Below are 23705 nucleotides of genomic sequence, written 5' to 3' on the forward strand. Positions count from 1 at the left end.
CCCGCCCGGCAACCCCCGGGCCAACCCCCCCCCCCCCCCCCCCCCCCCCCCCCCCCCGCCGCCCCCCCCCCCCCCCCCCCCCCCCACCACCCGGTTCCGGTTCAGCGAGCCTTTTTGGTGGCCCGCTTACGCGGCGGGGTCAGCAGGTCGGCGATCGTGGCGATCGCGGTCGGGACCAACCGGTAGTAGGCCCACACACCGCGCTTTTCCCGCTCCAGCAAGCCGGCCTCGGTGAGGATTCGGAGGTGATGGCTGACCGTCGGCTGGGAGAGGCCGAGCGGCGCGGTGAGGTCACACACGCACGCTTCTCCCTCGGATGCCGACTGGATCAGGCTGAGCAGCCGCAACCGAGCGGGGTCGGCAAGGGCCTTGAGGACCCCCGCCAGCCGCTCGGCGTCGGCGCGTTCGATCGGCTCGCCGGCAAGCGGCGAGATCTGAGGCATAGTCATTTCGGCCAACGCAGTTCCCACGTATTCCATCCTTCCACCAGCAGCATCGATCTGCCTGCATATCAGCAGATCCGAAACGGCAGACTTTTACGCCACAAGGCCGAGGTCAGCCAACGTATAGGCCGCTCGATAGGGCAATCCGGCGGCTCGCACCGCGTCGCCGGCACCACGATCAACGATAACCGCCACCCCCACGACCTCGGCCCCGGCCTCGCGAAGCGCTTCGACAGCGGTCAACACACTTCCCCCGGTTGTGGAGGTGTCCTCCACCGCCAGCACCCGGCGACCCGCCACATCGGGCCCCTCGATCCGACGTTGCAGCCCGTGCGCCTTGCCCGCCTTGCGGACCACGAACGCGTCCAACGGACGCCCGGCAGCGTGCAGCATCGCGAAGGCGATCGGGTCGGCCCCCAAGGTCAGACCGCCCACCGCGTCGTACGACCAGTCGGCGGTCAGCTCCCGCATCACCCGCCCCACCAACGGTGCCGCCTGGTAATGCAGCGTGACGCGACGCAGGTCCACATACCAGTCGGCCTCCCGCCCTGAGGAAAGCACCACCCGGCCATGAACCACAGCCAGGTCGGAGATGAATTTACGCAGGTCGTCGTGGTCCCCCATGGCGATAGAGGGTACTGCGCAAGTCTGTGTGCCGCGTGTTCGGGCCACCCTGGTCAACCCGGCGGGGGACAGATGAGTGGCGATGTCCGGTTACGCTACGTCGATCATTACGGGCGGATCGAGTCAAGTCTTCCTCTCCGCCAGGCGGTCGGCTGCTCGGCCGCCGGTCAACCGCGGTCGCGGCCGATGCGCCCTCGGGAGTCCCTGGAGACCACGTCGAGCAGGCGGCGCGGGGCGTGCCGCAGCCCCGCCACGGCCAACTTGTACTTCCACGACGGGACGCTTACCAACCTGCCTTTATGCAGGTCACGCAGGGCTTCATCGACCACATCGGTGGCTTCGAGCCACATCCATCCGGGAGTTTCCGACATGTCGATGCCGGCACGCTGGTGGAACTCCGTGCGGGTGTAACCCGGGCAAAGTGCCATCACGCGTACGCCGAAGGGGCGGGCGGACTTACCGACGGACTCGCTGAAGTTGGTGACCCACGCCTTGCTGGCCGAGTAGGTGGATCCGGGCATCACCGCGCCGAAACCCGCCACGGAAGAGACATTAATCACTGCGCCACTGCGCCGCTCGGTCATCGTGGCCAGCGCGGCGAGGGTCAGCCGAAGCACCGCGTGGACGTTCAGCCGCAGCAGTCGGGTCTCATCCTGAACGGACGACCGGAGGAAGGGCTTGTTCAGACTGATGCCGGCGCTGTTGACCATAAGCTCGACGGGCGGCCCGTCAGCCAGCCGACGTTCGACCGCGGCGCAACCATCGTCAGTGGACAGATCGGCGGTGAGGGTCTCGGTCTCCACGCCATGCCGACCGGTCAACTCGGCGGCCTGGGCCGTCAGCCGGGTCGTGTCGCGGGCGACCAGCACCAGGTGCCATCCGTCGGAGGCGAGCCGGGTGGCGAACGCCGCCCCGATGCCCGCCGTCGCCCCGGTGATCAACGCCCATCGTTCGGCAGTCCGGTCGGGCACCACGGGCGTCATCACCTCGGCGGGTTCGGGGGCGACGTCGGCGCCCCGGGCGGCGGGTAAGGCTGATGCGGCGGCGCCGCCGGTGCCCGCCCGAACGGTGGCATGGGTGGCTGGTCAGGAAACACCGGTCGTTGGGGTGCCGGCCGACGCCGGAACCAGGCGTTGACCGCAGGCATTGCCAGCAGCACGGCTACCACAAGGTAACCGAGCACCTGAGCGATCGAAAGGGCGGCGGTGAGCGGAATCCACCAGGACGGATAGGCATCCGGCAACCCGGCGAGCAACTCGGCGGTCGCCCGGTCGTCACCAAAATCCAGGGGCACGGCGCGCTGCACGATCAGGGTGGCGAGCCCACCACATCCGCAGCAGACACCCAGCCCGGCGACCACCCAGCTCGCCACCCGAGCCGCCGGGCGGCGGGCGGCCAGCCCCAGAGCCAAGCCAACCAGAAGCAGACCGGCGAGAATGCTCAGCACCGCCGACACCGCGACCGAGGCCCGCACCAGCGCCACCGCCGCGTCGACCTGACCGGGGTCGGCGTCGGCCGTCGCGCGGAACCGGTCCACCGTGCCGCCGAGCGACGCGAGCCCGATCACCGCGTACACGAGCGCGCCGAGCGCCATCACCACCAGCGTCGACGCGGCCAGCACGACCGTGGCGGGGCGGCGAGCCGGTGCCTGTGCGGGGTACGACACGACGAGTCCCTCCGGTAGGCGTTCGGAAGCAACCTACTCGGAGGGACCGTCGCGGTCGTGCGTTACACGTGTTGTCGAGGACCTGGGGCGAGCCGAGCGGGTTCAGGCACCGGCCGACCCGGGACGTGGATACCCGCGTCGACTCACGAAAGTCAGCCGGGGCGATCAGTGGGCGGCTGGGTGCCGGGCTGCTCCGGGCCATCCGACGGCGGGGTCTGCCCGCCCGGCTGGCCACCGTGGTCACCGGCCGGTGACTGGCTGCCGGTGGCCGGGTAGCCGGGCTGGCTCGGGTAGGCACCGCCGGGGGTCGGCGGCTCCCACTGCTGGGTCGGCTTACGGAAGAACTCGTTGGCCTTGGGCAGCGCCAACAGGATCAGCGCCGCCAGCAGCGAGGTCAGGCTGATCACGCCGAGCAGGATGCTGACCGGCGTGATCCAGCCCGGCAACGCCTCTTCCAGTCGACGTTGGATCTCCTCGCCGCTCGGCATGTCGCCGCTGGTATCGCCGGGCGCGCCGAAGTTGCCGACGAAACCGCTGAGCAGAGACAAGCCGGCGCAGCAGAAGAGGATGCCACCAACGATCCAGGTGGCGATCCGGGAGCCGTTCTTGCCACGCAGGTTCATCAACCCCAGGCCGAACAGCGCGAACGCCGCCACCAGCAGGAAGATGGCGGTGCCGACGCCGATCATGACCGTGACGTCGGCGACGTTCTCCGCCCCCTCGACGGTGGAGTCGCGGTAGGCCTCCTCCATCACCTCGCGGACGGTGCCGATGGTGGCCAGCGAGATGATCACGCTGATCAGCTGACAGATCGCGAACAGCAACAGCAGGTAGGTGGATATCGTCACCACGCCCGGCCGCGACCGGGCCGGCGTGTTCTGAGGATCGACCATCTTTCTCCCTTCCTGGAACGCGCTTCACCGTATCGGCAACAGGCCATTCCGGCACGATGCGACGCCGAGCGGTGGGCGCATGACCGGCCACCCGGTGGACCGGGATCGATTGGACGGGCCGATTTCCCGGCTCAGGAACCGTTCTGCGGGTGGACGGTCACCCCGTCGCCGTCCAGCCGTTCGCCACGGGCCATTGCCCAGCCCGCCTCGCCGTACGCCTCGAAGGTGAGCCGCGCTCCGCCCGGGGCACGGTAGTCGTGGTATCGCATGGTGCCGCTCGGCGTCAGGTCGGTGGCCCCGGAGGCGGTGTACCGGGCCTGGCCGGACTCGTGCCAGCTGTAGCGCCGCCCGACGGACTCCACCTCGGGCGCGCCCGGCGTGACTGCGGCATCGCGCGGCACCGACTCCCACAGCACAAGTTCGAAGGCGGGACTCTCCGCCACCGAGAGCCGGCGCCGGCCACCCTGCTCATCGCGGTCGTCGAGGAGGTGCTCGGCCCACCTCCACTCGCCCTCCACCAGGCGGATCGAGCCCCGCACCGAATAGGTGGCGTCGCCGATCTCGACGATGTCCCCGACCTCGATCCGCCTCGGGTCACGTCGGTTCCCGCCGTACCGCTCCTGCTGCCGACGTGCCGCTGCCGACCGGTCGCGCCACCAGCGCAGCGTCCGCCCAGCAACGACCACCCCGACCAGCAGGCAACCGGCCGCCAGGTACGCCGTCGTCCCGTCCATCCGGTCACCTCCCGAAACAGTTCGGCGGGGACGTCGACCATGATCCGGGCAGTCGCCGCCTCCCGCCAGCCGGCTACCGGTCGGCGGGATCCGTTCCGCCGGAGGCGGCGGCATCCCCCTGCTCACCATCGCCGGAGGACGCGGTGGCACCGCCCGGGAAGGTCGGTCCGTCCGACGCGGGTGGCGCGGCCGGCACCGGAGGTGTCTCCGGGACGGTCGGCGAGGCCGCGTGGTGCGGACCCGGGCCGCCCTCCGCACCGGGTACGGCGTACCCGGGATATCCGGGCACCGCATACCCCGCACCGGGCACCTCATACCCGGGTGGCACCGGATACCCGGGCTGTGGTGGATAGCCCGGCGGATACCCGGGCTGTGGCGGATAGCCCGGCGGATACCCGGGCTGCGGTGGATAGCCCGGCGGCACGGGAACCCCGGGCGGCGCGGGATAGCCCATGGGCACGGTGTGGCCGACCAGGTAGGCGTTCGGGATGTCGCGCCCGGGTGGCCAGGCGGTTGCCGGTTCGGCGCGGGGCACGAACCAGCGGTGGGCCGGCGGCAGTGCCAGCAGCAGCACCACCGCCGCCGTGAACAGGAAGACCAGCAGCACCCCGAGGCCCACCAGCGGGAAGAACATGTCGAGCGGACTCGGCTGGTCGTACAGCGCCTCGATGAAGTCCGACTCCTGCCAGAATTCGTCGTCCGGCGGCGGCACGTCCTCCGGGTACGACTCATCGACGTACGGCCCCTCGGTCATCGCGAACGCCAGACCGAACGGAATCAGGAACGCGCCGGCACAGCCCTGGGCGACGCAGAGCAGCAGTTGCACGCCACCGGCGACGAAGACCATGACCCGGGCGGTGTTGCTGCCCGCGCGTACCCGGGGCGCGGTCAAACCCAGCCAGAGCGCCAGCAGCAGCGCCGGCACACCGAGCACCGCCGCCATCATCACGCTGTCGAGGCGCTCCGCGCGTACCTCGTCCGGGTCGGCGTCGGGCACCTGCCGCAGCGCCTGGTCGACTGCATGGTTCCAGTCGACCGCCGCCAACACCAGCGACGTGACGAGGCCGAGCAGGACAACCACGGTGGCGAGTTGCAGCCAGAAGGCCACCGTGACGGTGCCGGGACGCGGCGGACGGGGTGGGGGTACGGCTGCCGGAGCTTCGGCGGTCGCGGTCATGTCGCGGACGGTACGGCCCGATCGCAAGCCTCGGCAGCGCCGTTCGGGCGGACTCGTCCCGGCGTACGGATCATGCTTCGTCGAGTCGCTCGGCGGCGTACCTCCCGACGGTGGTGCTGCCCATCACGCAGCCGGTCATGGTGTTCAGTTCGGCCTCTTCACCGCGCAGCGCCGTCCAGGCCGCCCGCCCGGCCGCCGGGTCGAGCCGTTCCAGGAGGGTGGCGGCGTACACGCGCCCCGCGGCGGATCCGCCGGAGAGCAGCCGGTCGAGCAGGTCGCGTACCTCCTCCGGGTGGTCGGTCGCGGCCGCCGCGACGCGCTGGTACGCCTCGGTCTCGGGCAGCAGCGTGCCCGCGATCCCGACCCCGCCGAACGCCAACGTGTTGGCGTGGCCGAGTTCCGCGACGGCCCTCGCCAACTCAGATTCCTTCTTGCGCCGTATCCCGAACATGTCTCCATCCTCGCCCCGGTAGCCCGCCTCCGCCCGTCGGAGGCGGGCTCGGCGGGGTTCAGCTCGACGTGACCGACAGACCGTCCTTGCTCTCCCGCAGGTCGACCCGCACCGTGTCGCCGTCGCGGACCTCGCCGGCGAGCAGCGCCCTGGCGAGTTGGTCGCCGATCGCCGACTGGACCAGCCGGCGAAGCGGGCGGGCACCGTAGATCGGGTCGTACCCGTGCTCGGCGAGCCACCCGCGCGCGTCCTCGGTGACGTCCAACGCCAACCGGCGGTCCGCGAGACGCCGACCCAACCGCGCCAGTTGGATGTCCACGATGGCCCGCAGGTCGTCACCGTGGAGGGCGGCGAAGACCACGATGTCGTCGAGCCGGTTGAGGAACTCAGGCTTGAAGTGCGACCGGACCGTGGCCAGGACGCCCTCGCGGCGCTGCTCCTCGGCCAGCGTCAGATCGCTGATCACCGCCGATCCCAGGTTCGAGGTGAGGATCAGGATGGCGTTACGGAAGTCGACCGTACGCCCCTGGCCGTCGGTGAGCCGGCCGTCGTCGAGCACCTGGAGCAGGATGTCGAACACGTCCGGGTGGGCCTTCTCCACCTCGTCCAGCAGGATCACCGAGTACGGCCGGCGGCGTACCGCCTCGGTGAGCTGGCCGCCTTCCTCGTACCCGACGTAGCCGGGTGGTGCGCCGACCAGACGGGCCACCGAGTGCTTCTCGCCGTACTCGCTCATGTCGATGCGGACCATCGCCCGCTCGTCGTCGAAGAGGAACTCGGCGAGCGCCTTGGCCAACTCGGTCTTGCCGACACCGGTCGGGCCGAGGAAGAGGAAGCTGCCGGTCGGCCGGTCCGGGTCGGCGACTCCGGCCCGCGCGCGGCGGACGGCATCGGAGACCGCGGCGACCGCCTCGGTCTGGCCGACCACCCGCCCGCGCAGCGACTCCTCCATCCGCAGCAGCTTCGCGGTCTCACCCTCCAGCAGCCGGCCGGCGGGGATGCCGGTCCAGGAGGCGACCACGGCGGCGATGTCGTCCGCGCCGACCTCCTCCTTGAGCATCGCGCCGGCGGACTGGAGCCGGGCCAGCTCCTCCTCGGCGGTGGCCAGCTCGGCCTGGAGGGCGGGGATCCGGCCGTACCGCAGCTCGGCGGCGCGTTCCAACTCGCCGTCGCGCTCGGCGCGTTCGGCCTCGCCGCCGAGCCGCTCCAGCTCCTCCTTGGCGGTGGAGAGCTTGGTGATGTGGCTCTTCTCCAGTTGCCAGCGCTCGGAGAGGGCGGTGAGCTGCTCGCGCTTGTCGGCCAGTTCCTTGCGTAGCCGCTCCAACCGCTCGGCGGAGGCGGCGTCCGGCTCCTTCGCCAGCGCCATCTCCTCGATCTCCAGCCGGCGGACCGCCCGCTCGATCTCGTCCACCTCGACCGGCCGCGAGTCGATCTCCATCCGGAGCCGGGACGCGGACTCGTCGACCAGGTCGATCGCCTTGTCCGGCAGGAACCGGTCGGTGATGTAGCGGTCGGAGAGGGCGGCGGCGGCGACCAGGGCGGCGTCGGTGATGCGTACGCCGTGGTGCACCTCGTAGCGCTCCTTGAGCCCGCGCAGGATGCCGATGGTGTCCTCCACGGTGGGCTCACCGACCAGCACCGGCTGGAAGCGACGCTCCAGGGCCGGGTCCTTCTCGATGTGCTCGCGGTACTCGTCGAGCGTGGTCGCGCCGACCATGCGCAGCTCGCCCCGGGCCAGCATCGGCTTGAGCATGTTGCCGGCGTCCATCGAGCCCTCGCCCTTGCCGGCGCCCACGACGGTGTGCAGCTCGTCGAGGAAGGTGATGACCTGCCCGTCGGAGTTCTTGATCTCCTCCAGAACGGATTTCAACCGCTCCTCGAACTGGCCCCGGTACTGTGCGCCGGCCACCATCGCGCCGAGGTCGAGCGAGACGAGCTTCTTGTCGCGCAAGGACTCCGGTACGTCGCCGGCCACGATCCGCTGGGCCAGCCCCTCGACGATCGCGGTCTTGCCGACACCGGGCTCGCCGATCAGGACCGGGTTGTTCTTGGTACGCCGGGACAGCACCTGGATCACCCGGCGGATCTCGGAATCCCGACCGATCACCGGGTCGATCTTGCCGTCCCGCGCGCTCGCGGTCAGGTCCACGCCGTACTTGGTGAGCGCCTGGTAGGTCTGCTCCGGGTCGGCGGTGGTCACCCGGCGGTCGCCGCCACGCACCGTCGGGAAGGCGGCGACCAGGCTCTCCTCGGTGACACCGGCGGCCTTGAGCGCGGCCGACACGGCCCCGCCGACCCGGGCCAGCCCGGCGAGCAGGTGCTCGGTGGAGGTGTACTCGTCGCCCAGGGGGCGGGCGATCTGCTCGGCGGCACCGATGGCGTTGACGAACTCGCGGGCCAGGGTCGGCTCGGCGATGCTGGACCCGCGTGCGGCGGGCAGCCCGTCGACGGAGCGCTGGGTGGCGCGGCGCAGCTCGGCCGGGTCGGCTCCGACGGCGCGCAGCAGGCCGGCAGCGGTCGAGCCCTCGGTGTCCAGCAACGACAACAGCAGGTGCCACGGTTCGACGGTGGCGTGCCCGCGCTGGTTCGCCAGGGCGACGGCGCCGGTGATGGTCTCGCGGCTCTTGGTGGTGAGGCGTTCGGTGTTCATGGGCTCCCCTGGATCGGTGTGTCCACTGGTACCGACAGAACCAGAGTTGAGTCTATTCCGCTCAACCTCACTGATGTGATCTCCGTCACCCTCCTTCGCCATCTCCATATCAGGCGACCACCAGACCCGCAACGTGCTGGAAATTTCCACCACCGTGACAGCGGAGATCAAACGGTTACGCGGAGTTACCAAGTCAACGTTCGAATGTCGCCGAATAACTTGTCCGACCATTGATGTCAACCGAGGCCAGCCATCGATTGAACCGCCGGCAATACCGCAGCAGCCAGGGTCCGACAAGACCTGTTGACGGAGGGTTACCTGATAAACCACAAGTGTGTCTTTGTCACCCAGCGGAGGGGTTCTCACGCAGGGTCTGCTTGTTGAAGCTTGGGAATAGACCACAACCACTCCTGAGAGGACGGGGCACATGCACGTGATGACACGAGTCGCGAGTGTTTTCGCGATGGCGGTGGTAACTGTCGCCGGAACTGCCAACGCTGCGCACGCTGCAGACAAGGACGAGTCGACCGCCCTTTCGACGCGCGGCCAGGCCGCGTATCAACAGCAGCAACTCCGTGCTCTTGCCGCAGCCGGTGACTGTGGAGTGCGGGTAGACCTGCCACACGCGTCCTACACCACCGACAACCAGGTCCACACCAGGGTCGAGTCCTTCTGTCAGGGCACCACGATCGTCAACAACACGATCACCGGCAAGAGTTACCGATCCCGCTGGTACGGCTGGGAGCACAGGAGGACCAAGACGAACGGCCCGAAAACAGCCTGGCGGGTTCGGGTGACCGTGGACGTCGATTGCGACTACGGCTCCTGGCACCGCTGGCGGACCGAAGGATTCGGCAGCGGAATTCTCGACGGACAGCCGGTCAGTGCCGCGGCGTACGAAGAGAACGACGACGAGATTCAGTGTGGTTCCAACAACTGACACCCATCCCGGTAAGTATCGGTGGCGTACGGCCGTCATCGCGTATGCCAGCGCGGTGGCGGCCGCCGTCATGCTGCTCGCCACGACCGGATGCCGTCCGGAGCACCACCAGACCGGCCCAGCAGCGGGAAGCAACTCCCACCAGGGCGATATGCCGTACCTGTCCGATGCACTCCTCACCGCTCCGCTGAAGCCGCCGGCACTGAGCCTCGTCACGGCGGAGGAACGACGGCCATTACGGAGAATCATGGTCGACTGGTCGGCTCGTGGCGGGCCGGTCACCGGTCCACCACGGCACGTCGACTGGCCGGAGGTCCGGCTTGCCAGGGCGACCAGACGGGTGAACATGGAGTTCGGGACAGCGCAGCTGCCGTCCCGCGTGGTTCTCTACCGCTATCCCGCAACGGGAGCCGATGGCATACCGGACGAGGACACCGGCACCGAGACGATCTGCGGCTACTCGGCTCCGGCGGCGGCCTGCTCGCGATCGGATGGCGGAGACCGGCCGGCACGAGTGAGTGTGGCACTCGATGTCGAAGAGGGCACGTACTGGGTGGTTCACGCTGCTTGGCCCGTGCTCGTGGGTCGCGGTTCCACCCAGGACGTGCCGATCGTCTCGGCATCATGGGTGGTCAGGGTCGACCGTATGGAAGGACGACGCGGATGAACGTGACGAGGTGGCTGTCCCTGATGACCCGCGACGCGGTCACCTCGGCGAGCGCAAGCGTCGGCACGACCGGTCCGCACGACACTTTCGAGCAGGTGTCCGAGCACCGACTGCGTGCGACCAGCATGCTGAGCTGGTCCTACACCGCCAGGGACGACCACGGCGAAATGCGGTGGTGCTGTGACGGCCAGAACCTGGTGCAGGTGCGCGTTGACGGTGAACGGCTCAGCTCGCCGGTGCCTGGCGAGGACACCCTCGACGACCCTCGGTATTTCTACTCGTGGCCGGCGGTAGTGGACGCCTGGTTCGTGGAGATGCTCCGCCCGGTAGACCTCCTCGCCCGGGTGGTCGTGTCGGCGGTGACCGGGCCGGACGCCAGCGGCCTGATCCACCTCGAGGCCAGTCCGATGGGCAACGAACCGTCGCCGTACAACGGATTTTCCCTACCCGACCGGAGGGCGCTGCGGATCGCTCTCGACCCCGAGCGGGGTTGCCTGGTCACGGTGACCGTGAATCACGTTGACCGCCCCCCGCTGACCTGCCGCCTCACCCAGCTTGAATGAGTCGCCCGGCAACCGTCCGTGACCGCTGACACGCAGGCCGTACCCGCTGCGCCGACCTCGTAGGCCGGACGCCGTGCCGGTAGCGTTGCCGGGGTGCGAGTACGTGTCGAACAGACTGCCTTACCGGGGATCGGTGTCCGCCACGAACTGGTGACGGAGTCCGGCCGTCGCCTGGGCGTGGTCTCCCATCGCAGTGGTCGCCGGGACCTCGTCCTGTACGACCCGGACGACCCGGACGCCAGCGCGGCGGACATCCCACTCACCGACGACGAGGCCGAGGCACTGGCCGACATGCTGGGCGCGTCGCTCATGCTCGGCCAGCTCTCCGGGCTGCGGGAGCAGGCCGCCGGGCTGCTCACCGAACAGGTCGCGATTCCGGCGGCCTCGCCGTACGTCAACCGGCCGTTGGGGGACACCAAGGCCCGGACCCGCACCGGCGCCTCGATCGTGGCCGTGCTGCGCGACGGCGAGGTGAACGTCTCGCCGTCTCCGTCGTTCCGGTTCGCCGCAGGCGACGTGGTGGTGGTCGTCGGGACCCGTCACGGCCTCGACGCCGTGACGGCCATCTTCGCCGACGGCGATCCGGACGGCTGAGGCGCGGATGCACGAGACCACGACCCTGCTTGTCGAAGTCGGCGCACTGCTGTTCCTGCTCGGTCTGCTCGGGCGGCTCAGCCGCCGGATCGGCCTGTCACCGATCCCGCTGTACCTGCTCGCCGGACTCGCCTTCGGCCACGGCGGCATCGTGGAACTCAACGCCAGCGAGGAATTCTTCGCCGTCGGTGCGGAAATCGGCGTGATCCTGCTGCTGGTGATGCTCGGTTTGGAGTACTCGGCCACCGAACTCGTCGGCAACCTGCGGGCCGCCGCGCCCGCCGGGCTGATCGACGCGCTGCTCAACGCGCTGCCGGGGGCGGCCTTCGCGCTGCTGCTCGGCTGGGGCTGGGTGTCCGCGGTGGTGCTCGCCGGGATCACCTGGATCTCGTCCTCGGGGGTGATCGCCAAGATCCTCGCCGACCTGGGCCGGCTCGGTAACCGCGAGACACCGGTGGTCCTCTCGGTCCTGGTGATCGAGGATCTGGCGATGGCGTTCTACCTGCCCCTGGTGACCGCCCTGCTGGCCGGCGTGGGCGTGGCGAAGGGCGGCATCGGTCTGGGCATCGCGGTGGTGACCGTCGTCGCGGTGCTTGTGGTCGCCGTCCGGTACGGCAAGCAGATCTCCCGGTTCATGTCGGCAAACGACGCCGAGACGCTGCTGCTCGGCGTGCTCGGCCTGACCCTGCTGGTGGCCGGGCTAGCGGCGAAACTTCAGGTATCGGCGGCGGTCGGCGCGTTCCTGGTCGGTATCGCGCTCTCCGGCCCGGTCGCCCACCACGCCACGGAAATGCTGACGCCGCTGCGGGACCTGTTCGCCGCCGTCTTCTTCGTCTTCTTCGGCCTGGTCACCGACCCACGGGGCATTCCGCCGGTGCTGCTGCCGGCGCTGCTGCTCGCGTTCGTGACGATGGGCACGAAGACGTTGACCGGCTACCTGGCGGCCCGGCGGGCCGGAATCGCCGAGCCGGGGCGCTGGCGGGCCGGGCTGGCACTCGTACCCCGGGGCGAGTTCTCCATCGTCATCGCCGGGCTGGCGGTGGCCGCCGGCGGCGTCGATCCGCAGTTGGCGGCGCTCGCCACGGCGTACGTCCTGATCACGGTGGTGACCGGGCCGATGCTCGCCCGGTTGCCGGATCTGGTCTGGTTCAAGCAGTGGCTACGGGCGCGCGCCCGGGCCCAACGGACGCGACCGGCACCGGTGGTCGACTGAGCGCGAGCGTCGGACCAGCCGATTCCACCGTCCGGAGGGCCCGAGTCGACCAAGAGATGCCGAATTGCTTCCCGCAGGGGCTACCAATACTCATCGGTACCGCGTTACCGTGTCGCCCCAGCAGCCAGGGTTCGCGGAGGGCACACGCCGCCGCGGGCGAGGAGCGGAAGGTTGGCCGGTGAGCGTGCAGGAGTCAGCGTTCCACGGCTTCGCCAACCCCGTCGACCCAACCCCGGCGGAGTTGCGAGCGTGGGCCTACCACCCCGATTCGGTCCCATTGACGTCGATGCCGCCGGACTGGGACCTGCTGGTCTCCGGTGACCGGTTGGTGATGACGCTGTTCGATCTCGCCATCGACACTCGCTGCCCGGCGCGCCGGTTCGCACTGCACTGTCTCTACATCTACGCCGCCGACGGGATCCGGACGAACTTCCGGGCACACCCAAAGCGTCGCTTCCGGAAGCTGGTCGACCAGGCCGAGCGCAACGGCGACGAGATGATGCGCACCTGGGCACACAACAGCCGGGTGCTGCTGACCCGGCCGGAGCTCTTCGTGTACCGCGAGTGGTGCGAGGGCGGGCTGGTGCGGGAGAACCGCCGGCTCTGAACGTGCCGAACGGGCCGGGACCCCCCGTGGCTCCCGGCCCGCACGTCGGCGGATCGTCAGCGCGACCCGCCCCGCTCACGACGGTGCTGGTCGCTGCGCACCTCTCCGGCACCACGGCCGACCTGGCCGCTGCCCGCGGCGCCCCGATCGCCTCGGCCGCTGAACCTGCCGGTCTGGATCTGGTCCGAGAGCCGCCCCTTGGTGATCCGGTCGAACCGGTGCTGGACGCTCTCAGCCAGGTCGTCGAGGCGTTGCTCCGTCTCCTCGGCCACCTTCCTTGCCGCTTCCGTCATGGCTCCCCCCGCCAGGTCGGAGTCCGGATTGAGATGGTTTAACCCTGATCTCTGGGAGACTAGTCGAGACAACCCGTCTCACGCTCGGGTTTACGAGAACACGAGCCGGCGCACCGCCCGCGGACATGCGAAGGGGGTGTGGCTCCGCAGGTCGGAGCCACACCCCCGGTGCCGGAGCGGGGCGTCAGCGCCCGGGGCTGCGTCGGGGACGCCAGACCACCAGGGCGGTCGAGGTCTGGTTGGTGGGAACGAGATCCCGACCGGGGAAGCGGGCCAGCGACTCCAGCTCGGCCATCCGGCGGTACGCGGCGTCGAGCTCCGCCTCCAGTTGGGCGACCCGCTGCTGTGCCTGCTCCAGCAGTCGCTCCAGCCCGATGATCCGCTTGATCCCGGCGAGGTTGACGCCGTCGTCCTGGCTGAGCCGCTGCACCTCGCGCAGCAGCACCACGTCCCGGACGCTGTACCGCCGCCCGCCACCGGCCGCCCGACCGGCCTGCACCAGGCCGAGCCGGTCGTACTGGCGCAGCGTCTGCGGATGCATACCCGCCATCCGCGCCGCTACCGAGATCATCAGCACCTTGGCCTCGTATACCGGGTCATCCGAGCCGACGAACCCGTCCATCCCGCTCACCTCCGCACCGCTTCACCGATCAACCGGACCGACGCACCCGCGCGTCGAGATGTTCCCGGGCCGCCGGCGGGGTCTGCTCGGCGAACGTCTCCAACGCGGCCCGTGCCTCGTCCGAGACCCGCGCCGGCACCACCACGTCCAGGGTGACCAGGAGATCGCCCTGCTGTCCGTCCCGGCGGCTGACCCCCTTGCCCCGGGCCCGCAGGATCCGGCCGCTCGGCGTGCCCGGCGGCACCCGCAGGGTCACCGGGCCGTCGAGCGTCGGCACCCGCAGGTCGGTGCCGAGGACGGCCTCCGCGAACGTGATCGGCACGGTCAGGGTGAGGTCGTCGCCGGTACGCCCGAACACCTCGTCCGGGCGGACCTTCACGTGCACGAACAGATCACCCGCCGGACCGCCGCGCTCACCCGGCTCGCCTCGGCCGGCCAGCCGGATCCGTTGGCCGTCGGCCACTCCGGTGGGAAAGCGGACGTTGAGCGTGCGGGTCTTGGTGACCCCGCCGGTGCCCTGACACTCGGGGCACTTCTCGTCCACCACCGTGCCCACGCCCTGGCAGTTGCGGCAGGGCTCGGAGAAGCTGAACGCACCCTGGTTCCGGTTGGTGACCCCGGCACCGTGGCAGACCGGGCAGGTGCGCGGCACGGTGCCGGGCTTGGCGCCGTTGCCGTGGCAGGTGTCGCAGACACCCGGTGCGCGCAGCGTCAGCGGCAGGGTCACGCCGCGTACCGCGTCGTTGAAGTCGAGCGCCACCTCGGTCTCGATGTCCCGGCCCCGGGCCGGACCTGGCGCACCCGCACCCCCGCCACCGCCGGAGAAGATCGAGCTGAACAGGTCGGAGATGTTGCCACCGGCGAACCGGCCGCCACCTGACTGCGCGCCGCCGAACAGGTCGGAGACGTCGAATGGCACATCGCCCGGCTGGCCGCCCTGCCGGGCACCGCGCCGGAACGCGCCAGAGCCGAACAGCGAGCGCATCTCGTCGTACTCGCGGCGCTTCGCGTCGTCACCGAGCACCGCGTACGCCTCGGACACCGCCTTGAAGCGTTCCTCGGCCTTGGCGTCACCGGGGTTGTGGTCCGGGTGCGACTCGCGGGCCAGCTTGCGGTACGCCTTCTTGATCTCATCAGCCGGTGCGGCTTTCGCCACGCCCAGGACCGCGTAGTAGTCCTTCTCGATCCAGTCCTTCGAACTCACCCGTACACCTCCTCCCCACCTCCGGGCCCGGTCCGCCCCGCCCGCCAGGTCTGCGCGGGCGGGGCGGCCGGGTCACCGTCGCGCACTATTCCGGGTCGGCGACCGCGACCATTGCGGGCCGCAGCAGTCGCTCACCGACCTGGTAGCCCCGACGCATCACCTGCACGCAGGTCGGCTCGGTGACGTCGGCCGAGGTCTGGTGGGCCACCGCCTCGTGCCGCGTCGGGTCGAACGGATCACCCTGCTCACCGAACGGGGTCAGCCCGAACTTGCCCAGCGCGCTGATGAGCTGCTCGGCCACCGAACCGATCGGGCCGACCAGATCGCCGTGCTCCCGGGCCCGGTCGAGATCGTCCAGGATCGGCAGCAGCGCGGCGAGCACGGACCCGGTGGCCTGCTCGGTCACCAGGCCACGGTCGCGCTCGACCCGCTTGCGGTAGTTGGCGTACTCGGCCGACACCCGCTGCACGTCGCGAGTGCGTTCGTCCAGCTCGGCACGGAGCGCCTCCAGCTCGGCACCCAGCCCGCCGGCGGTCGGCTCGGCCGGCTCCCCGACCGGCTGTGCCGGCGCGTCCACGACCGGCGGACCCTCGGTGGACGCGTCGCTCAGCGCGCTCGCCTCGACCTCGATCGAGTCGACCACGACCTCGGCCTCCTCGACCAGGCCCTCCGCCGGCACGTCCGGTCCGGCGTCCGCCGCCGTACCGTCGGGTTCGCGGTTCTGACTGATCTTGCGGTTGTTGCGGATGACGACCCGCGGCGCGTCGCCGGTGGCCGGCTCGGACGCCGAGCCACCCGGCGCCGACCCGGTGTCACCCGGGTCGGCGGCTCGTGGCTTCTCCGTCATACGACTACCTCATCCCTCTGCCCGTGCGCTCGGGTGGCCAGGACCGTCACTTCTTGTCCTCGTCCACGATCTCCGCGTCGACCACGTCGTCCGCACCGGGCCGTGCGCCACCGGCCTGCGCGCCACCGGCCGCGCCGGCGTCACCGGCCGGGCCGGCGCCGGCCTCGCCACCCGCCTGGGCCTGCTCGGCCTGCTGGGCGTAGAGCAGCGAGCCCGCCTCCTGGGAGACCTGCGCGAGCCGCTCGTGCGCCGACTTGATCTTCTCGATGTCGCTGCCACCGAGAGCGCCGCGCAGCTCGCCGAGGGCCTCGTTGAGCTTCTCGCGGTTCTCGGCGGGGAGCTTGTCACCGTTCTCGGCGAGGAACTTCTCGGTCTGCCACTGCAGGGCCTCGGCCACGTTGCGGGTCTCGGCCTCCTCGCGGCGGCGCTTGTCCTCCTCCGCGTGCTCCTCGGCGTCCCGCCGCATCCGCTCGATGTCGTCCTTCGGCAGCGAGGAGCCGCCGGTGATCGTCATCTTCTGTTCCTTGCCGGTGCCCAGGTCCTTGGCGTGGACGTTGACGATGCCGTTGGCGTCGATGTCGAAGGTGACCTCGATCTGCGGCACGCCGCGCGGGGCCGGCGGAAGGCCGGTCAGCTCGAAGGTGCCGAGCTTCTTGTTGTACGCGGCGATCTCACGCTCGCCCTGGAAGACCTGGATCAGCACCGACGGCTGGTTGTCGTCGGCGGTGGTGAACACCTCGGAGCGCTTGGTCGGGATGGTGGTGTTGCGCTCGATGAGCTTGGTGAAGATGCCGCCCTTGGTCTCGATGCCCAGGCTCAGCGGCGTCACGTCGAGCAGCAGGACGTCCTTGACCTCGCCCTTGAGCACGCCCGCCTGAAGGGCGGCGCCCACGGCGACGACCTCGTCCGGGTTGACGCCCTTGTTGGGCTCGCGGCCGGTGAGCTGCTTGACCAGCTCGGTCACGGCCGGCATCCGGGTCGAGCCACCGACGAGAATCACGTGCTCGACGTCCGAGACCTTGATCCCGGCGTCCTTCACGGCCTGCTCGAACGGGCCCTTGCAGCGGTCCAGCAGATCCTGCGTCATCCGCTGGAACTCGGCCCGGCTGAGGGTCACGTCCAGGTGCAGCGGACCGGCCGCGCCAGCGGTGATGTACGGCAGGTTGATGTTGCTGGTGGTGGCGGCGGACAGCTCGATCTTGGCCTTCTCGGCGGCCTCCTTGAGCCGCTGCATCGCCATCTTGTCCTGCGACAGGTCGATGCCGTGCTCGCCCCGGAAGGTCTTCACCAGGTGGTCGATGATCCGCTGGTCCCAGTCGTCGCCACCGAGCAGGTTGTCACCGCTCGTCGACTTGACCTCGATGACGCCCTCGGCCAACTCCAGCAGCGACACGTCGAAGGTGCCGCCACCGAGGTCGAAGACCAGGACGGTCTGCTCCTTGGAGCCCTTGTCCAGCCCGTACGCCAGGGCGGCCGCGGTCGGCTCGTTCACGATCCGCAGCACGTTGAAGCCGGCGATCTCGCCGGCCTCCTTGGTGGCCTGACGCTGACCGTCGTTGAAGTAGGCCGGGACGGTGATCACCGCGTCGGTGATCTGCTCGCCCAGGTAGGCCTCGGCGTCCCGCTTGAGCTTCATCAGCGTCCGGGCCGAGATCTCCTGCGGCGTGTACTTCTTCCCGTCGATGTCGACGGACCAGTTGGTGCCGATCTCCCGCTTGACCGAGCGGATCGTCCGGTCCGGGTTCGTCACCGCCTGGCGCTTGGCGACCTCACCGACGAGCACCTCGCCGTTACGGGCGAACGCGACGATCGACGGGGTCGTCCGCGAGCCCTCAGCGTTGGCGATGACGGTGGGCTCACCGCCCTCCAGAACGCTGACGCAGGAGTTCGTCGTGCCGAGGTCGATACCGACCGCACGTGCCATCTTCGCTTCCTCGCTTCGTTACGTTGAGCAGGTGACGGGCCCTCCCGTCCCGCTGCGCGGCGCATGCCGTCCGCAGCGATCCCACCTCAAGTTGAGTGAACTTGACTCAATAGTGCCACGCCCCCGGAAATCGTCAAGTCGAGGTTGAGTCGGATCGACGCAACCCACCAGTCTCACCGACCAGTTGTCTTACTTGTGTCGGTCGGGCACGCTTTAGCGGTGACGACGCACGGCGATTCCGCCTCACTGTCCGGCGCGCCCGCCGTCGCAGCCCGCACCGGGTCCTCCGGCGCCGGCAAGGACCGGCCCGCGACCACCGGGGACGACACCCTGCCAGACGCCCTGACCAGCCTGCGCGCCGCGATCGGGGCGACCCGGTTCCCGCTGGCCCTGCCCTCGGCCGAACTGGCCGCGCGCACCGTCACCGCCCTCGCCGACCAGCTCGACGACTACCTGCTGCCCCGCCTGACCCGCCTCGACGCACCGCTGCTCGTGGTGGTCGGCGGATCCACCGGCGCCGGCAAGTCGACCCTGGTCAACAGTTTGGTGCAGGCCCGGGTCAGCGCAGCCGGGGTGCTGCGGCCGACCACCCGATCTCCGGTGCTGGTCTGCAACCCGGCCGACTCGGCCTGGTTCCGCCGGGGAGAGCTGCTGCCGGGGCTCACCCGCACCAACCAACCCAGCGACGATCCCCGCACCCTGCATCTGGTCACCGCCCCGGCGCTCCCTCCGGGGCTCGCGTTCCTGGACGCCCCCGACATCGACTCGGTGGTCGACGCCAACCGGGCCCTGGCCAGCCAACTGCTCGCCGCCGCCGACCTCTGGCTCTTCGTCACCACCGCCGCCCGGTACGCCGACGCCGTCCCCTGGGAGCTGCTGCACAACGCCCGGGCCAGGGGTGCGGTCCTCGCCCTGGCGCTCAACCGGGTACCGGCGGAGGCTACCGACGAGGTGGCGGCCCATCTCGCCGAGATGCTCGCCGAGCAGGGTCTCGACGCCGCGCCGCTGTTCGTGCTTCCGGAGACCTGGGTCGACGGGCAGGGGCTGCTACCGGGCCGCAGCACCGCACCGCTGGCGGACTGGTTCGCCCGGCTCGCCGCCGACGCGGAGGCCCGTTCGGCGGTGGTCCGACAGACACTGGGCGGCGCGCTTGCCCTGCTGCACCCCACAGTCGAGAGCCTCGCGCTCGCCGTCGACGAGCAGGTAGCCGCCGCCGACGCGCTGGACGACCGGGTACGTGCGGCGTACCGGGCCGCGAACCGGACCGTCGACCAGGGGCTGCGGGACGGGCGGCTGCTCCGTGGCGAGGTACTCGCCCGTTGGCAGGAGTTCATCGGCACCAGCGACATCTTCCGCAACCTTGAGGCGCGGATCGGCCGGCTGCGGGACCGCGTCATGGCCGCCTTCTCCGGACGCCCGGCCCCCGCCGTCGAGCTGCGGGACGCGATCGAGTCGCAACTTGTCACCCTGCTGCGGGGGGTGGCCGCCGAGGCGGCCGAGCACGCGTACACCGGATGGAAGGCACACCCGGCCGGCGCGGCCCTGCTCGAACCTAACCTCGCCCACCATGCCGCCGACCTGCCGCAACGCGCCGAGCGCCTGGTCCGCGACTGGCAACGCGGCGTGCTGGAACTGGTTCGGGCCGAAGGCGGCGACCGGCGCTTCGTGGCACGGACAGCGGCGTACGCGGTCAACGCCACCGGGCTGGCCGTGATGATCGCTGTCTTCGCCTCCACCGCCTTCATCCCGACCGGGCTGGAGGTCGCCACCGGCGCCGGGACCACCCTCGCCGGTCAGGCGGTGCTCCAGGCGATCTTCGGCGATCAGGCCGTGCGTACGCTGGCCAGAAAGGCCCGGGAGGATCTGCTGGAGCGGGTGACGGTGCTGCTGGACGACGAGGCCACCCGATATCTCGCGCGGACCCGGCAGGCCCGACCGGCGGCCCGGACCGCGACGGATCTGCGTCAGGCGGCCGAGCGGGTGGAGGCGGCCCGGGTACGCAGCGGCTTCGCCGACGCCGCACCCGTGCCCAGCGCCCAGACGACGGGCGTCGACGCCCCGGTGATGGACGGGGAGCGGCCGTGACCGGCATGGGCGGACGCCTCCGCGAGGCGTTGCGAATCGCCGACGGGCGGGTGGACGCCGACCAACTGGTCGCCCGGCTGGAGGCGGTGCGGCGGTTCCTCGGCATCGTCGACGGCCACCTGCCGGACACTCCGCTGGTGCCGGCCCGCACCCTGGTCGAACGCGCCGGTACCCGGCTGACGCTCTCCCGCGACCACACAGTGGTGGCGCTGGCCGGAGCCACCGGCAGCGGCAAGTCGAGCCTGCTCAACGCGATGGCCGGGATGGACCTCTCACCCGTCGGGGTACGCCGGCCCACCACCGGTGTCACGCACGCCTCCGTGTGGGGCCCGCTCGACGGGGGCACCCGGCTGCTCGACTGGCTCGGCGTGCTGCCCCGCCACCGGTTCGTCCGGGAGAGCCTGCTCGACGGCGACGACGAGTCCACTCTGCACGGGCTGATCCTGCTCGACCTGCCGGACTTCGACTCCGTCGAGCACTCGCACCGGCTGGAGGTGGACCGGCTGCTCGGCCTGGTGGACCTGGTGGTCTGGGTGGTCGACCCGCAGAAGTACGCCGACCGGGTGATACACCGCAGCTACCTCCGCGAGTTCCACCGGCACCGGGACGTGACATTGGTCGTGCTCAACCAGACCGACCGGCTGGCCCCCGCCGAGGTACCCCGGGTACTTGCCGACCTGCGCCGCCTGCTCGACGCGGACGGGCTGGACGGGGTACCGCTGCTGGCCACCACCGTCGCCGCTCCGGAGGGCCTGGAGGGGTTACGGGCGGCACTGGAGCGCACCGTCGCCGAACGACAGGCCGCGCTGCGTCGCCTCTCCGATGACGTCGACGCCGTCGTCGCCACGCTGGACGACATGGTCGGGGCACCCCGCACCGCGCTCGCCGCCGACGATCCCGCGGTCACCGCGCTGGACCGTGCCCTGTGCCGGGCAGCCGGCGTGCCGACGGTCGTGGCGGCGGTCGAGCAGGCGTACCGGCATCGTGCCGCAGCAGCCACCGGCTGGCCGTTACTGCGGCTCTGGCGGCGACTGCGGGCCGACCCACTGCGCCGGCTGCACCTGCCCGACCGGCGGGCCGGTGGTGACCCGACGGAGAGCCTGGTGGCCGCCACCTCCGTACCCGAGCCCAACGCGGCCGACAAGTCCGCACTGGCACTGGCCCTACGGACGGTGGCCGAGCGGGCCGGGGACGGGCTGCCGAACGCCTGGCCGGATGCGATGGCCGCAGCGGCCCGGTCCCGCCTCGGCGATCTGCCGGACGCCCTGGACGGCGCGCTCGCCAGCACCGATCTCGGCGTCGGCCGTCCGCGTGCCTGGTGGCGACTGGTGGGCGGGGTGCAGTGGCTGGTGACGTTCGCCGCGGTGGCCGGGCTGGGCTGGCTGGTCCTCGGCTACGCGGTGCGGGCTCTCGGGTTGCCGGAGCTGCGGCATCCGATGGTCGGTGAGGTACCGGTGCCGACCCTGCTGCTGCTCGGCGGGTTGCTGACCGGGTTGCTCGTCGCGGCCCTGACCCGCCCGCTGGTGAGGTGGGCCGCCCGGCGGGCCCGTCACCGGGCGGAGGCACAGCTGACCCGGGCCGTCGCCGGCGTCGGCGAGCAGCAGGTGCTGGCCCCGGTGCGGGCCGTGATCGCCGCACACGCCGACGCGCGCACCGTCCTCGAGGTCGCCCGACACCGCTGACCCGGCCGCTGAACGTTCCTGGATGCCGCGCGATCGGCGTAGGGTCGAGCCATGGCCACGCCACAGACCCCTTACGACGCGGTGCTGCACGCCGCACGCGACGTGACCAAGCTCGACTCGGCCCTCGATGCGGAGATGCTCGGTGCGGCCCTGCTCGGCAGCGTGTACGAGGTCGCCGAGACGGACCGGGAGGCGGCGGTACGCGACTTCGTGGGCGACTTCCTGGCCGCCACCTCGAGACGACGGGCGGTCGCGGCGACGACGGTCCGGGCCGTCTTCGCGGCCCTGGTGCCGGACGCGGCCGGCGCGGACCGGGTCCGTCCCGGTGCGACCGCACCGGCCTGGTCCGGTCAGCTCGGCAAGGTGCACCTCACCGGCACCTGGGCGTACGGCGACGTGTACGGCGACCAGACCTCCTACCTGGCCACGTTCGCCTACGACGACGCGACCGGAGGGCCGGAACACGCCCTGGTCGCCCTGATCGACCACAACATCGGCATCACCAAGGACGTGTTCGTCGGCGGGCCGGCGAGCCGCATCCTGGAGCAGGTCCGGCAGTTGTGCGCCGAGGACGAGCTGACCTGGTTCCGAGAGGAGAGCCCGACCCGGATGCGCGACGAGGTGAGTCGACACCTGGCGGTCACCGACCACCTGGGTCAGCTGCCCGGCGCCGCCTCACTGGCCACCGACCGGGCCCTTGTCGGCGCCCGGCTCGCGGTCCTGCCGGCCACGACCGCACCACCGCCCCGGCAGGCCGACGACCCGTTGCCCGACGGCGAGCGGGCCGCGGAGATCCGCCGTTTCCTGGGCTCGCCGGATGCCGCCCGGGCCGGACTGGACGCGGTCGACGACGCCGAACTGGCCTCGCTGCACTTCTGTCTGGGCTTGCTGCTCGATCACGCGGCGACCTTTCCCGACGCCGACCCGCTGCGGTGGAGCCCGACCGTCGCCGGTCTCTTCCTGCTCGACTGGGTGCACCGCCGGGCCGTCCTGGACATGGACGACGCGGCCATGCTGCCCCGGGTGCTGCGGGCCTGGGCCGCCTACGCGGCCCACCGGCGTGGGATGCCCGAGTCGGCAGCCGCCGCCACGGACGCGGCGATCGAGGAGATGGTGCCGGAGTTCGTCCGGCTCTACGCGACCGGCGAACGGCGCAGCCCGGCCACCGCCGCGGTGGCCCAGTTGATGGCCGACGGCATCGACCCGGACGATCCGGCGGCCCTGGACGCCTGGATCGAGGCCAACCGACACCGCCTCGCCGACGACAGCTGACCCGCCCCACCACTCACCGGCTCGCCTCGCGGCCGGCAGCGTCGGTCCGGCCGGCGGATGCCTGCCCGGGATCGGGCGCTGCCATCGCGCTCGGTATGCCGGGCAACAGCGGTTCGGTGACGATGTCGGTCGGCGGAGGCTCCGGCGCTGACCCGCCACCGCTCGGAGCGGCCGACGGACCTCCCGGCGCGGCGGACGCGGAAGGACCGCTCGACGGGCCCGGATCGGCGGACGCGGAAGGACCGCTCGACGGGCCCGGATCGGCGGACGCGGAAGGACCGCTCGACGGGCCCGGCGCGGCGGACGCGGAAGGACCGCTCGACGGGCCCGGCGCGGCGGACGCGGAAGGATCGCTCGACGGGCCCGGATCGGCGGACGCGGAAGGATCGGTCGACGGGCTCGGGCCGGTGGTCGGCGGGTCGTCGGACGCGGTCGGGTCGGCCGAGGCGGTCGGCGGGTCCGGATCGGCGGTCGGCGTGGGCGAACCGCTCGTCGGGGCCGGCGAGGGGGAACGGCTCGGGGTGGGTGCCGGGCGCGGGGCCGGGGTGCTGACG

23 protein-coding genes and 1 pseudogene are annotated in these 23705 nt (G+C 71.1%); 10 read left to right on the forward strand and 14 right to left on the reverse strand.

Annotation, left to right across the window (positions count from 1 at the left end; genetic code table 11):
- Window positions 1-101 precede the first annotated feature (101 nt).
- The 9 genes from AC2CHE_RS22540 to clpB form a co-directional block, all read right to left on the reverse strand.
- Window positions 102-479 (reverse strand): ArsR/SmtB family transcription factor, encoded by a 378-nt coding sequence (locus AC2CHE_RS22540; protein WP_484506854.1) that lies wholly within the window; start codon window positions 477-479, stop codon window positions 102-104.
- 57 nt (window positions 480-536) lie between these two features.
- Complete coding sequence (gene pyrE, locus AC2CHE_RS22545) at window positions 537-1067, reverse strand: orotate phosphoribosyltransferase (RefSeq protein ID WP_484506855.1); 531 nt, start codon at window positions 1065-1067, stop codon at window positions 537-539.
- A 167-nt stretch (window positions 1068-1234) separates the two neighbouring features.
- Window positions 1235-2050, reverse strand: coding sequence for an SDR family NAD(P)-dependent oxidoreductase (locus AC2CHE_RS22550; protein ID WP_484506856.1), 816 nt, complete (start codon window positions 2048-2050; stop codon window positions 1235-1237).
- Window positions 2050-2733, reverse strand: coding sequence for a hypothetical protein (locus tag AC2CHE_RS22555; RefSeq protein ID WP_484506857.1), 684 nt, complete (start codon window positions 2731-2733; stop codon window positions 2050-2052). The genes AC2CHE_RS22550 and AC2CHE_RS22555 overlap by 1 nt, the downstream gene beginning before the upstream one ends.
- A 152-nt stretch (window positions 2734-2885) precedes the next feature.
- Window positions 2886-3626: a hypothetical protein gene (locus AC2CHE_RS22560; RefSeq protein ID WP_484506858.1), complete on the reverse strand. Its 741-nt coding sequence runs from the start codon at window positions 3624-3626 to the stop codon at window positions 2886-2888.
- Between the two features lie 131 nt (window positions 3627-3757).
- Window positions 3758-4360, reverse strand: coding sequence for a DUF4178 domain-containing protein (locus AC2CHE_RS22565; protein WP_484506859.1), 603 nt, complete (start codon window positions 4358-4360; stop codon window positions 3758-3760).
- A 73-nt stretch (window positions 4361-4433) separates the two neighbouring features.
- Window positions 4434-5537 carry a hypothetical protein gene (locus tag AC2CHE_RS22570; RefSeq protein ID WP_484506860.1) on the reverse strand — a complete coding sequence of 368 codons (1104 nt, stop codon included), beginning with the start codon at window positions 5535-5537 and terminating at the stop codon, window positions 4434-4436.
- 70 nt (window positions 5538-5607) lie between these two features.
- A complete protein-coding gene (locus AC2CHE_RS22575) occupies window positions 5608-5988 on the reverse strand; it encodes a hypothetical protein (RefSeq protein WP_484506861.1) in 381 nt (126 codons plus the stop codon).
- Between the two features lie 58 nt (window positions 5989-6046).
- Window positions 6047-8638: an ATP-dependent chaperone ClpB gene (clpB, locus tag AC2CHE_RS22580; RefSeq protein WP_484506862.1), complete on the reverse strand. Its 2592-nt coding sequence runs from the start codon at window positions 8636-8638 to the stop codon at window positions 6047-6049.
- 463 nt (window positions 8639-9101) lie between these two features.
- Here clpB and AC2CHE_RS22585 point away from each other — a divergent pair, with 463 nt between their 5' ends.
- The 6 genes from AC2CHE_RS22585 to AC2CHE_RS22610 all read left to right on the forward strand — a co-directional run bounded on the left by AC2CHE_RS22585 (window position 9102) and on the right by AC2CHE_RS22610 (window position 13222).
- Entirely contained in the window at window positions 9102-9578 is a 477-nt protein-coding gene (locus tag AC2CHE_RS22585) for a hypothetical protein (protein WP_484506863.1), read from the forward strand.
- Between the two features lie 55 nt (window positions 9579-9633).
- The gene (locus AC2CHE_RS22590) at window positions 9634-10245 is read left to right on the forward strand and encodes a hypothetical protein (protein WP_484506864.1); all 612 of its coding nucleotides are present in this window, start codon (window positions 9634-9636) and stop codon (window positions 10243-10245) included.
- Window positions 10242-10808, forward strand: a complete 567-nt coding sequence (locus tag AC2CHE_RS22595) for a hypothetical protein (protein ID WP_210938357.1) — start codon at window positions 10242-10244, stop codon at window positions 10806-10808. Before AC2CHE_RS22590 ends, AC2CHE_RS22595 begins: the two co-directional genes overlap by 4 nt.
- A gap of 93 nt (window positions 10809-10901) precedes the next feature.
- Window positions 10902-11402, forward strand: coding sequence for a cation:proton antiporter regulatory subunit (locus AC2CHE_RS22600; protein WP_484506865.1), 501 nt, complete (start codon window positions 10902-10904; stop codon window positions 11400-11402).
- A gap of 7 nt (window positions 11403-11409) precedes the next feature.
- A complete protein-coding gene (locus AC2CHE_RS22605) occupies window positions 11410-12615 on the forward strand; it encodes a cation:proton antiporter (RefSeq protein ID WP_484506866.1) in 1206 nt (401 codons plus the stop codon).
- Between the two features lie 178 nt (window positions 12616-12793).
- Window positions 12794-13222, forward strand: coding sequence for a hypothetical protein (locus AC2CHE_RS22610; RefSeq protein ID WP_484506867.1), 429 nt, complete (start codon window positions 12794-12796; stop codon window positions 13220-13222).
- Window positions 13223-13278: 56 nt separating this feature from the next.
- On the opposite strand, the gene AC2CHE_RS22615 is transcribed toward AC2CHE_RS22610, so the two are convergent.
- The 5 genes from AC2CHE_RS22615 to dnaK form a co-directional block, all read right to left on the reverse strand.
- On the reverse strand, window positions 13279-13515 hold the full coding sequence (locus AC2CHE_RS22615) for a hypothetical protein (protein ID WP_484506868.1): 237 nt from the start codon (window positions 13513-13515) through the stop codon (window positions 13279-13281).
- Between the two features lie 184 nt (window positions 13516-13699).
- Complete coding sequence (locus AC2CHE_RS22620; RefSeq protein ID WP_484506869.1) at window positions 13700-14137, reverse strand: heat shock protein transcriptional repressor HspR; 438 nt, start codon at window positions 14135-14137, stop codon at window positions 13700-13702.
- A gap of 28 nt (window positions 14138-14165) precedes the next feature.
- A complete protein-coding gene (gene dnaJ / locus AC2CHE_RS22625; protein WP_484506870.1) occupies window positions 14166-15341 on the reverse strand; it encodes a molecular chaperone DnaJ in 1176 nt (391 codons plus the stop codon).
- An 85-nt stretch (window positions 15342-15426) separates the two neighbouring features.
- The gene (grpE, locus tag AC2CHE_RS22630) at window positions 15427-16188 is read right to left on the reverse strand and encodes a nucleotide exchange factor GrpE (protein WP_484506871.1); all 762 of its coding nucleotides are present in this window, start codon (window positions 16186-16188) and stop codon (window positions 15427-15429) included.
- A 46-nt stretch (window positions 16189-16234) separates the two neighbouring features.
- Window positions 16235-18112 (reverse strand): molecular chaperone DnaK, encoded by a 1878-nt coding sequence (gene dnaK / locus AC2CHE_RS22635; RefSeq protein WP_484506872.1) that lies wholly within the window; start codon window positions 18110-18112, stop codon window positions 16235-16237.
- A 219-nt stretch (window positions 18113-18331) separates the two neighbouring features.
- On the opposite strand from dnaK, the gene AC2CHE_RS22640 reads away from it, so the two are divergent.
- The 4 genes and pseudogenes from AC2CHE_RS22640 to AC2CHE_RS22655 form a co-directional block, all read left to right on the forward strand.
- Complete coding sequence (locus AC2CHE_RS22640; protein ID WP_484506873.1) at window positions 18332-20197, forward strand: ABC transporter; 1866 nt, start codon at window positions 18332-18334, stop codon at window positions 20195-20197.
- 5 nt (window positions 20198-20202) lie between these two features.
- Entirely contained in the window at window positions 20203-21879 is a 1677-nt protein-coding gene (locus AC2CHE_RS22645; RefSeq protein ID WP_484506875.1) for a GTPase, read from the forward strand.
- 51 nt (window positions 21880-21930) lie between these two features.
- Window positions 21931-23151: a hypothetical protein gene (locus AC2CHE_RS22650; RefSeq protein ID WP_484506874.1), complete on the forward strand. Its 1221-nt coding sequence runs from the start codon at window positions 21931-21933 to the stop codon at window positions 23149-23151.
- A gap of 95 nt (window positions 23152-23246) precedes the next feature.
- Window positions 23247-23705 (forward strand): annotated as a pseudogene (locus tag AC2CHE_RS22655) (hypothetical protein); the annotation flags it as partial.

The sequence above is a fragment of the Micromonospora sp. ATLC16 genome (assembly GCF_057196645.1).

Coding starts and splice junctions, on each gene's coding strand:
- AC2CHE_RS22595 (WP_210938357.1), top strand. CDS start 10,242: ATGAACGTGACGAGGTGGCTGTCCCTGATGACCCGCGACGCGGTCACC.
- AC2CHE_RS22570 (WP_484506860.1), bottom strand. CDS start 5,537: ATGACCGCGACCGCCGAAGCTCCGGCAGCCGTACCCCCACCCCGTCCG.
- AC2CHE_RS22650 (WP_484506874.1), top strand. CDS start 21,931: ATGGCCACGCCACAGACCCCTTACGACGCGGTGCTGCACGCCGCACGC.
- AC2CHE_RS22575 (WP_484506861.1), bottom strand. CDS start 5,988: ATGTTCGGGATACGGCGCAAGAAGGAATCTGAGTTGGCGAGGGCCGTC.
- pyrE (WP_484506855.1), bottom strand. CDS start 1,067: ATGGGGGACCACGACGACCTGCGTAAATTCATCTCCGACCTGGCTGTG.
- AC2CHE_RS22615 (WP_484506868.1), bottom strand. CDS start 13,515: ATGACGGAAGCGGCAAGGAAGGTGGCCGAGGAGACGGAGCAACGCCTC.
- AC2CHE_RS22560 (WP_484506858.1), bottom strand. CDS start 3,626: ATGGTCGATCCTCAGAACACGCCGGCCCGGTCGCGGCCGGGCGTGGTG.
- grpE (WP_484506871.1), bottom strand. CDS start 16,188: ATGACGGAGAAGCCACGAGCCGCCGACCCGGGTGACACCGGGTCGGCG.
- clpB (WP_484506862.1), bottom strand. CDS start 8,638: ATGAACACCGAACGCCTCACCACCAAGAGCCGCGAGACCATCACCGGC.
- AC2CHE_RS22645 (WP_484506875.1), top strand. CDS start 20,203: ATGGGCGGACGCCTCCGCGAGGCGTTGCGAATCGCCGACGGGCGGGTG.
- AC2CHE_RS22540 (WP_484506854.1), bottom strand. CDS start 479: ATGGAATACGTGGGAACTGCGTTGGCCGAAATGACTATGCCTCAGATC.
- AC2CHE_RS22605 (WP_484506866.1), top strand. CDS start 11,410: ATGCACGAGACCACGACCCTGCTTGTCGAAGTCGGCGCACTGCTGTTC.
- AC2CHE_RS22620 (WP_484506869.1), bottom strand. CDS start 14,137: ATGGACGGGTTCGTCGGCTCGGATGACCCGGTATACGAGGCCAAGGTG.
- AC2CHE_RS22565 (WP_484506859.1), bottom strand. CDS start 4,360: ATGGACGGGACGACGGCGTACCTGGCGGCCGGTTGCCTGCTGGTCGGG.
- AC2CHE_RS22585 (WP_484506863.1), top strand. CDS start 9,102: ATGGCGGTGGTAACTGTCGCCGGAACTGCCAACGCTGCGCACGCTGCA.
- AC2CHE_RS22550 (WP_484506856.1), bottom strand. CDS start 2,050: ATGACGCCCGTGGTGCCCGACCGGACTGCCGAACGATGGGCGTTGATC.
- dnaK (WP_484506872.1), bottom strand. CDS start 18,112: ATGGCACGTGCGGTCGGTATCGACCTCGGCACGACGAACTCCTGCGTC.